Genomic DNA, 8,712 nt, shown 5'->3' on the forward strand with positions numbered 1-8,712 from the left:
GTTCAGGGCAAAGCTTTACGCGCGGCCGTAAGCCTCTGCAATGGCGACTTGCATCGCCTCTTCGGCACTGCGGTTGCCCCAGGTCACCAGCTGGATCGCCGGATAGTAGCGCTCGGCGCTCAGGACGGCGGCGGTGATCATCGTGTCGATCTGCTCGGGGCTGGCCGACTGGCCGCCCGCCAGAACCAAGCCGTACCGATAGACCATCAGCTTCTGGTTGGCCCAATAGGTGAAGGCCCCGGCCCAGCATTGATCGTTCATGTGATTCAGCAGTTCGTACAGATCACCAATCCGGTCGGACGGCGGCTCCATCTCGAACGAACAGACCATGCGCAACGTTTCGTCGTAATTGGACCAAGCCAGGGTGATCGAGTAGGTGCGCCACTGGCCTTCGACCGCCATGGCGATCTGGTCGTCGCCGATCCGGTCGAAATCCCAGTCGTGATGCTCGGCCAGATGTTCGACAATGTCGATCGGATGAAGGTCTTCTTCCAGAAAATGCTCGGACAGGGCCATGATGCCACCTCACTGAAAATCTAGCATTTCGGGGCTGGCAGCGCCCCAGCGCTAGTTGCCTGCTCTACAAGCCGGGCTTCCCCCTTTGGCCTGTACTAAATATGGTGCGCTGCAGGCCGGACTCTGACAACCCCCAAACTTGGGGATAACAGCAATAAGTTGTGGATGGATGGCAACGGCGATCAAAATATTGGCGGCAATCGCAGGTTTGTCTTGATTTATGCTCAACTGACGGCAAGATTCACCTCACCGCAGGATCCCGGCCCGGACCCTGCGAAAAGGAGCGTTTTTTCCGAAGTTTTTGACTAGGGATTCGGGCGCGGAGCGCCCCGACCTGGCTTACTTGTCCAGCTTGGCCTCCAGCGCGGCGATGCGCGCCTCGAGCGCGGCGTTCTCTTCGCGCGCCTTCTGGGCCATGGCGCGGACGGCTTCGAATTCCTCACGCGTGACGAAATCGCGATCGGCCAGCCAACGGTCGAGCAGCGACTTCATCGCATTCTCGGCCTCTTCCCGCGCGCCCTGGGCCACACCCATCGCGTTGGTCATCAGCTGGGACATATCGTCCAGAAACTTGTTGCGGGTCTGCATGTCACTTCTCCGGTATCGCGGTTGACCCCTATATGGGGGATCAGGGGCGCGGGCTCAAGGTTGACTTGCCCCGCGAACCCCGGGCAATGAGACGCACATGCAGGCTGTTTTGAACTTTCCCGATTTGTCGCCCGAGCTGTTCTCGATTTCCGCCTTCGGGGTGGAATTCGCGCTGCGGTGGTATGCGCTGGCCTATATCGCCGGCATCCTGATCGCGTGGCGCATGGCGCTGATGGCGCTGCGGCGCCCGGCCCTGTGGCCCCATCAGACCCCGCCGATGCGCCCCGAGCAATTGGAGGACCTGATCACCTGGATCATCCTGGGCGTGATCCTGGGTGGTCGGCTGGGTTTCGTGCTGTTCTATCAGCCGGGATATTATCTGAGCCATCCGCTGGACATTCTGAAAGTGTGGCAGGGCGGCATGTCATTCCATGGCGGGCTGTTGGGCGTGGTGACCGCCGCATATCTGTATGCGCGGCGCAACACGGTGCCGATTCTGCCGCTGGCCGACCTGATCGCGCACACCGTGCCGCCTGGGCTGCTGCTGGGGCGGCTGGCCAATTTCGTCAATGCCGAGTTATGGGGCCGACCCAGCGACCTGCCTTGGGCGGTGATCTTTCCGGGAACGGAGGCGCAGGATTGCGCCAACGTAGCCGTCGGGCTATGCGCCCGCCATCCCTCGCAACTGTACGAGGCCGCGCTCGAAGGGCTGCTGTTGGGCGCGCTTCTTTTGTGGCTGGTCTATCGGCGCGGGGCGTTTCACTGGCCGGGCCGGGTTATGGGCGTGTTCCTGGCGGGCTATGGTGCGTCGCGATTCATCGTCGAGTTCTTTCGCCAGCCCGATGCCCAATTCGTCTCGCCCGGCAACCCGCTGGGTCTGGCCTTGCATGTCGGCGGCTATGGCCTGACCATGGGCCAGTTGTTGTCCCTGCCGATGATCGCGCTCGGCCTGTGGTTCGCGCTACGCGCCCGGAGGGCGGGATGAACCTGCGAGACCATCTGATTGCCCGCATCCGGCAGGACGGGCCGATGAGCATCGCCGACTACATGGCCGAGTGCCTGCTGCATCCGACTTACGGCTACTACTCCACCCGCGACCCTCTGGGCGCGCAGGGCGATTTCGTCACCGCCCCCGAAATCAGCCAGATGTTCGGGGAACTGATCGGGTTGTGCCTGGCCCAAGCCTGGATCGACCAGGGCAAGCCGGATCGGTTTGCGCTGGCCGAACTCGGCCCCGGGCGCGGCACGTTGATGGCCGACATCCTGCGGGCCACCAAGGGGGTACCGGGGTTTCACGACGCGGCACAGGTGGTGCTGCTCGAGGCGTCGCCGGTGCTGCGCGGCCTGCAGGCCGAGGCGCTGGCGGGGCACGCGCCGGACTGGATCGTACAGGTTGGCGCGTTGCCGGACCTGCCCCTATACCTGGTGGCCAACGAGTTCTTTGACGCCCTGCCCATCCGCCAGTTCCTGCGCGACGGCGACGGCTGGCGCGAGCGCCTGGTGGGGCTCAAGGGCGACGATCTGGCCTTTGGCCTAGGCGCACGGGCAGCGCAGCCGGCGTTGACCGCGCGGCTCGAGGACACGCGGGATGGCGATCTGGTCGAACTCTGTGCCGCCGCTGTTCCCGTCGTCACCGAAATCGCCCGCCGGATCCGCACCCATGGCGGCGTGGGCCTGATCATCGACTATGGCGACTGGCTTTCGCTGGGCGACACGTTCCAGGCCCTGAAGGGACACGAACGGGCCGACCCGCTGGCCAGCCCCGGCCAGGCCGATCTGACGGCCCATGTGGACTTCGAGCTGCTGGCCCAGGCCGCCCGCGCCGCGGGCTGCGCCCATACCCGGCTGACGCCGCAAGGGGTGTTCCTTGAACGGCTGGGCATCACCCAGCGTGCGCAGACTTTGGCAGGCCCGCTGACGGGCGATGCGCTGAACATGCTGGTCGCCGCACATCGACGGTTGACGCACCCCGAGGAAATGGGAAACCTGTTCAAGGTGCTGGGCCTGTACTGCAAGCCCGCAGCACCGCCACCGGGACTCGAGCCATGACACTGGAAATTCTGACCTCGGACTTGCTTTCACCTGTTCGACACGGTTTCTTCAGCCGCCGCGGCGGCGCATCGTCGGGCATATTTGCGGGACTGAACTGTGGGCTGGGGTCCTCGGACCAGAGCGAGGCGGTCGCGCTGAACCGCCGCCGCGTGGCCGCTGCGATGGAGATCGCGCCCGAGGCGTTGATCGGTGTTCACCAAGTACATTCGCCTGCCGTCGTCACGATCGAAGGACCGATCCTTGGCGACAAACCCAAGGCCGACGCGATCGTGACCGCCACGCCGGGTCTGGCCCTGACTGTACTGACCGCCGACTGTCAACCGGTGCTGTTTTCCGATCCTGAAGCAAACGTGATCGGCGCCGCCCATGCCGGCTGGCGCGGCGCTTTGGAAGGCGTGCTCGAGGCCACGCTCGACACGATGGAGACGCTGGGCGCCCGACGAGCAAACATTCGGGCGGTGATCGGGCCCACGATCTCGCAACGCGCCTATGAGGTAGGCCCCGAATTTTTGGACGATTTCATCGCCGATGATCCTGACAACACCCGCTTTTTCGCGAATGGCCAAGGTGACCGGATGCTGTTCGACCTGCCGGCCTTTGGGCTGCACCGGCTGCGGCGGGCCGGCGTCGGGCATGCCGAATGGACGCGCCACTGCACCTATTCCGACCCGGAGCGGTTTTATTCCTATCGACGCGCGACCCATGCGGGCGAAGCCGATTACGGGCGACTGATCTCTGCGATCCGGCTGTAGACTTCGGCGAAAATTTGTTCCGACGCCCCCTTTTCGCCACAATTCCGTGAAAACATCGAAGGCGGAATCAGAAGAGTTTTCGGACGGTTATCAAAGCTTTGGACGCGGGGCCTCGTCCGTATGGCTGACCGATAAAAAAAGAGGCGCGTAAAGACCAAACACATCCCATCTCCAATTGATCCCAGTGCGGCCATATCAGTGCCGCAATGGTCCGGAATTCTCAGCGGGAAACGGGTGATCCCCACAAAACTGCGCAGGATGTGACATGAAGTCGAAATCGCGTTTTCTTCGCGGCGTCATAGCCGCGACATCGAACCAAAAGCTGGAAATGCCCTGGAAACGGGTGTCCAGCAGATCCGTCAGGGTTGCGCGCCGTCTGGCACTGCAGTCCTGATCCGGACAGCGATCCTGGGCAAGCTGCCTGCCCATGGTCGCCGGCGCATCTCGGGCCTGCCCCGACCGGATGTGCCGTCCGCGCACTGAACGCGCGGAGAAATGTGCCAGGGGCATGAGTGCGTGGACAATTTCGTCCGCGGTTTACGAGTTTGTCTGGGGGGTCAATGATTTGACCGAATGTATGACGTGTATTTTCTGCACTGCCTGCGCGGGTTGTTGCCGGGCCACGTATCACTCCTCGAGACAGGAATACGAACCGTCAGACGCGAATGCGGCCACGCTGCAATCGCCCAGATGGTCATTTGAGAGGATCAAGATTTCATGACTTTTCCAAATTCTCTGATGCGCGCAGCGAGAAACGCTATTGAAACAGCACCGTTGACGCAAAGTGGCGATCAGCCCGGCCACGCGCCCCGGCCGCAGCTGCGCCGCTACGAAGTCAGCGCCCTGCTGGCAAATGGCGACATTTCGCAAACCAGGCATATCGCGCCCGCTCTACCGGTCTTCGAAGACGCCTTCTGCGCGTTTTCCCGCGGGTCGCTGCTGGAGACTGAACACGGGCCTTTGGCAATTGAGGATCTGCTGCCTGGCGACACGGTGCTGACCCATGACGGGACATCGCAGACGGTTCTATGGAAAGGGTCGGTCACCCTGATCCCGGGGCGTCCCGACGCGCGGGGCCGAACCCGCCCGCTGACGCGGATCATGGCCGACGCCTTCGGGCTGCAAAAACCGCAATCCGGCGTAATCGCAGGGCCCGCGGCACGCCTTTTGGCCACACCCGCGCATTTGCGGCACCTGAACAACGGTCAGCCGATGCTGACCCCAGTGGATGAATTCCAGGACGGCATGAACGTGATCGAGACCTTGCCGCCGACCCCAGTCGAGTTGTTCCACATCTGCCTTCGGCGCCATGCGGTGATCAACGTGGACGGCCTGCAGTTCGAAACCTATCACCCCGGCCTGACGGCTTTGCGGATGATGACCCCCGCCTTGCGGGCGGTCTATCTCAATCTGTTCGCGCATGTCCATTCAATCAACGACTTCGGACCGCTGGCCATGGAACGCGCTCGAGACGGAGAAATGGACTCGATCATCGCCTGAACAATCTACTTACTACTTAAAACTGCATCAAAGTGGGGGAAACATGCAGATCTTGATCAGTTGGGCCATTTCGTTGGCCATCGCCGCTATCTTGCCGCCTTGCGCACCGCAAACGGCGCAGGCCGGGGTCACGCCGTCCGGTTCATCCGTTCTTCCAGCACGTCGAACGGGACGCCCGGTTCGTCCTTGGCGCCGCGGATGACAAGCGAGGTCTTGACGCTGGCCACGTTCGGCGTGGTCAGCAACTCGCCCGTCAGGAACTGTTGAAAACTGCTGAGGTCAGGGGCTACGCATTTCAGGATGAAGTCGACCTCGCCGTTCAGCATGTGGCATTCCCGGACCAGCGGCCAGTCGCGGCAGCGGTCTTCGAACGCCCGCAGTTCCGCCTCGGCCTGGCTTTCCAGTCCCACCATCGCAAAAACCTGAACTTCGAATCCCAGCTCGCGGGCGTTGACCTCGGCGTGGTAGCCGCGGATGTACCCGGCCTCCTCGAGCGTGCGCACGCGGCGCAGGCAGGGCGGCGCTGAAATTCCAACGCGTTTTGCCAGTTCGACATTGGTCATTCGCCCATCCGCCTGCAATTCTGCAAGGATCTTTCGGTCGATCTCATCCAGCCGTGTCGTGACCATGCGGTGCTCCTGAATTTTTCGGTTCTTATATCAGCACCCAGGCTGCGCGCAATATTCTTTCGCATCTGCGCAATTTTCTTTTCGCGCCGACCCTGCCCGCCCCGCCTGACGCAGGCGTGACAGGAAGGGGCTTTAAGCCGTGCGATGCCACCGCTATATCGAGGTCCGGCGCCCGCGACGGGCACAGGCAAATTCGAGTGGGGATTCCATGGCCGAGACACGACACACAAAGGTTCTTATCATCGGATCGGGGCCTGCCGGATACACCGCGGGCATCTATGCCAGCCGCGCGATGCTGAACCCGATTCTGGTGCAGGGCATCGAGCCGGGCGGCCAGTTGACCACCACCACCGAGGTCGAAAACTGGCCCGGCGACACCGAGGTTCAGGGCCCGGATCTGATGGTGCGCATGCAGGATCACGCCAAGGCCATGGGCTGCGAGGTGATCGGTGACATCATCAACGACCTGGACCTGTCCAAACGTCCTTTCACCGCCAAGGGTGACAGCGGCACGATTTATTCTGCCGACGCGGTGATCCTGGCGACCGGTGCGCGCGCCAAATGGCTGGGGCTGCCGTCGGAGGAGAAATTCAAGGGCTTCGGTGTTTCGGCCTGCGCCACCTGTGACGGCTTCTTCTACCGTGGGCAGGAGATCGTGGTGATCGGCGGCGGCAACACCGCCGTGGAAGAAGCGCTGTTCCTGACCAATTTCGCCAGCAAGGTCACGCTGATCCACCGCCGGGACGAGCTGCGCGCCGAAAAGATACTGCAGGACCGCCTGTTCAAGAACGAAAAGATCGAGCCGCTGTGGTTCCACGAACTGGAAGAGGTGTTCGGCACCGAGGATCCGCTGGGCGTCGAAGGCGTGCGGGTGAGAAACGTCAAGACCGGCGAGATCACCGAGATCCCCTGCAAGGGTGTGTTCGTCGCCATCGGCCACGCGCCCGCCAACGAGCTGGTCAAGGACGTGCTGGAAACCCATATGGGCGGCTATGTCAAAACCAAACCCGGCACCACGCAGACCTCGATCCCCGGCGTGTTCGCGGCCGGCGACCTGACCGACCATGTGTATCGGCAGGCGGTGACCTCGGCCGGAATGGGCTGCATGGCGGCGCTGGATGCCGAACGGTTCCTGGCCGAACAGGAATAACCCCTAAAACGCGGCACGCAGGTGCCGCGTTTTTTTTTCGTTTTGCCCTACGCTTGACCCGGGGTACCCCCGCGCCGCAGACTTACGGCACGCACGTAAGAAACGGGTGATAGATTGGGCAACCCTCTTTGGCAGGGCAGTTGGACGACCCGCCTGCGCATCGCTAGCGGCTTGGTTCTGTTCACCTTCGCCTTCTTTCATTTCCTGAATATAGGGCTGGGTCTGTTTCACACCGACCACCTGCACGGGATGCAGGATGCGCGGCAGCAGGTCACCCGGCATGTTCTGGGCGGCGTTCTGCTGTATTCTGCACTGTTGACCCATGCCGGGCTTGCCCTGGTGTCGATCGCCCGGCGCCGGACGCTGCGCATGCCTTTTCAAACAGCCCTGCAAGTGGTGCTGGGACTGTTGATCCCCCTACAGTTGATCTCGCATATCGTGCACACGCGCTATGCGCATGAGGTTTTCGGCGTCAATGACGAGATGGGTTACATCATCATCCTGATGTGGCCCAACGTGGCCATCTGGATGCAGAGCACGTTGATGCTGGTGGTTTGGATCCACGGCTGCATCGGGCTGCACATGTGGCTGAGACTGACCCGCTGGTGGGGCAAGCTGGTGCCCTATCTGATCGGCGTCGCCGTGTTCATTCCCGGCTTTGCCTTGGCCGGCCTGCTGACCGAGGGGCGGCGCATCTGGGCCGATTTCGCCGTTCCCGACCTGCGCGAGCAGTATATCGAACATTACAACTGGCCCCGCCCCGAAGCCTTTGAAACCATGCTCAGAGTGAAAGACAACGCGCTGATGGTGTTCTGGGTGGCGCTGGGCGCGGCGCTCGCGGTGCATTTCGGGCGCAAGATATGGCGCAGGCGGCATTCGGTCCGGGTGCGTTATGTGGACGGCCCCGAGGTGGTGTCGGAAAAAGGGCTGACCCTGCTGGAAATCTCGCGGGCCAACGGCGTTCCCCATACCGCCCTGTGCGGCGGCAAAGGGCGATGCACCACCTGCCGGGTGATCGTCGAAGACGGCGCGGACCGGCTGCCCGCGCCCAGCTCGTCCGAGGCGCGCAGCCTGAAGGCTGTTGGAGCCGCCGAACGCACGCGCCTCGCCTGCCAGGTCCGCCCCCAGGATCCGCTGACCGTGTTCCGGGTGTTCCGGCCCGACGGCGGGCGGCAACGCGCCCATGCCAGCCACGGGCAGGAACGGAAACTGGCCGTGCTGTTTCTCGACATGCGCGGCTTTACGGCGCGCACTACCGGGCAACTGCCCTACGACATCGTGTTTCTGTTGAACCGGTTCTTCGATGCGATCGTTCCGGCCATCACCGCCGACGGGGGCACCGTCGACAAATACATGGGCGACGGGTTGCTGGCGGTCTACGAAACGGCGGATTCGGCCAGTTCGGCCCGAGCCGGATTGAAGTCCGCCGCAAATATCAGCCGGGCCCTGCAGCGGTTCAACCAGAAGTTGGCCGCGGAAAACAGCCCCGAGATCCGCATCGGCATGGGCCTGCATCTGGGCGATC

The 8,712-nt window shown here is 62.8% G+C and carries 9 protein-coding genes; 6 read left to right on the forward strand and 3 right to left on the reverse strand.

The features are described from left to right. Positions 1-15: 15 nt before the first annotated feature. Together AC2FNS_RS11805 and AC2FNS_RS11810 are read right to left on the reverse strand one after the other, a co-directional pair. Positions 16-516 (reverse strand): type III secretion system chaperone family protein, encoded by a 501-nt coding sequence (locus tag AC2FNS_RS11805; RefSeq protein ID WP_496678579.1) that lies wholly within the window; start codon positions 514-516, stop codon positions 16-18. A gap of 339 nt (positions 517-855) precedes the next feature. Beyond that, positions 856-1,104: an accessory factor UbiK family protein gene (locus AC2FNS_RS11810; protein WP_496711253.1), complete on the reverse strand. Its 249-nt coding sequence runs from the start codon at positions 1,102-1,104 to the stop codon at positions 856-858. Between the two features lie 97 nt (positions 1,105-1,201). On the opposite strand from AC2FNS_RS11810, the gene lgt reads away from it, so the two are divergent. The 4 genes from lgt to AC2FNS_RS11830 all read left to right on the forward strand — a co-directional run bounded on the left by lgt (position 1,202) and on the right by AC2FNS_RS11830 (position 5,408). Further along, positions 1,202-2,089 (forward strand): prolipoprotein diacylglyceryl transferase, encoded by an 888-nt coding sequence (gene lgt, locus AC2FNS_RS11815; RefSeq protein ID WP_496687249.1) that lies wholly within the window; start codon positions 1,202-1,204, stop codon positions 2,087-2,089. After that, on the forward strand, positions 2,086-3,153 hold the full coding sequence (locus tag AC2FNS_RS11820) for a class I SAM-dependent methyltransferase (protein WP_496711255.1): 1,068 nt from the start codon (positions 2,086-2,088) through the stop codon (positions 3,151-3,153). Before lgt ends, AC2FNS_RS11820 begins: the two co-directional genes overlap by 4 nt. Next, the gene (gene pgeF / locus AC2FNS_RS11825; RefSeq protein ID WP_496711256.1) at positions 3,150-3,908 is read left to right on the forward strand and encodes a peptidoglycan editing factor PgeF; all 759 of its coding nucleotides are present in this window, start codon (positions 3,150-3,152) and stop codon (positions 3,906-3,908) included. Before AC2FNS_RS11820 ends, pgeF begins: the two co-directional genes overlap by 4 nt. Before the next feature lie 717 nt (positions 3,909-4,625). Further along, the gene (locus AC2FNS_RS11830) at positions 4,626-5,408 is read left to right on the forward strand and encodes a Hint domain-containing protein (protein ID WP_496678586.1); all 783 of its coding nucleotides are present in this window, start codon (positions 4,626-4,628) and stop codon (positions 5,406-5,408) included. A 128-nt stretch (positions 5,409-5,536) separates the two neighbouring features. Here the strand turns inward: AC2FNS_RS11830 and AC2FNS_RS11835 are convergent, their stop codons facing one another. Beyond that, on the reverse strand, positions 5,537-6,037 hold the full coding sequence (locus tag AC2FNS_RS11835; protein ID WP_005981568.1) for an Lrp/AsnC family transcriptional regulator: 501 nt from the start codon (positions 6,035-6,037) through the stop codon (positions 5,537-5,539). 208 nt (positions 6,038-6,245) lie between these two features. On the opposite strand from AC2FNS_RS11835, the gene trxB reads away from it, so the two are divergent. Both trxB and AC2FNS_RS11845 read left to right on the forward strand, forming a co-directional pair. Continuing rightward, positions 6,246-7,187, forward strand: coding sequence for a thioredoxin-disulfide reductase (trxB, locus tag AC2FNS_RS11840; protein ID WP_496678587.1), 942 nt, complete (start codon positions 6,246-6,248; stop codon positions 7,185-7,187). A 114-nt stretch (positions 7,188-7,301) separates the two neighbouring features. Beyond that, a partial coding sequence (locus tag AC2FNS_RS11845) for an adenylate/guanylate cyclase domain-containing protein (protein ID WP_496803862.1) occupies positions 7,302-8,712 on the forward strand: 1,411 nt, incomplete at its 3' end.

It is taken from the genome of Ruegeria sp. BHSA191 (assembly GCF_059613325.1).